We start from the raw sequence: 239 nt of genomic DNA, 5'->3' as shown, positions 1-239 counted from the left end.
AGCATTTCTATTGATTTCAAAACGACCCCCTTCGGTCAATTCAAAAATCAACGCAAGGGTTGGTATGGTTTTATCCATTTTCAAAAGATACGATTGTAAATTTGTAGAGAAATGACCACTATTTATTTTTTTCTGAAAATTTTCCCACCATACACGAAACATTTCTTGAGCTTCAGCAGAAAAGCGTATGGTTATCGGATGCTTTGGTGAGCCTAACGGTTTATCATAAAGAGAACGAA

General features: G+C 35.6%; 1 protein-coding gene. It reads right to left on the bottom strand.

Annotated elements, in window-relative coordinates; genetic code table 11:
* The coding region (locus ACFIKY_RS09230; protein WP_375661757.1) for a DUF3987 domain-containing protein at window positions 1–239 on the bottom strand (239 nt) is incomplete at both ends.

Origin of the sequence: Bartonella sp. CR127HXZ (genome assembly GCF_042194555.1) — a bacterium.
GTDB classification, from domain to species: Bacteria; Pseudomonadota; Alphaproteobacteria; order Rhizobiales; family Rhizobiaceae; genus Bartonella; species Bartonella grahamii.
The sequence above is the reverse complement of the archived record's forward strand: the minus strand, read 5'-3'. Positions and strand labels throughout refer to the sequence as shown.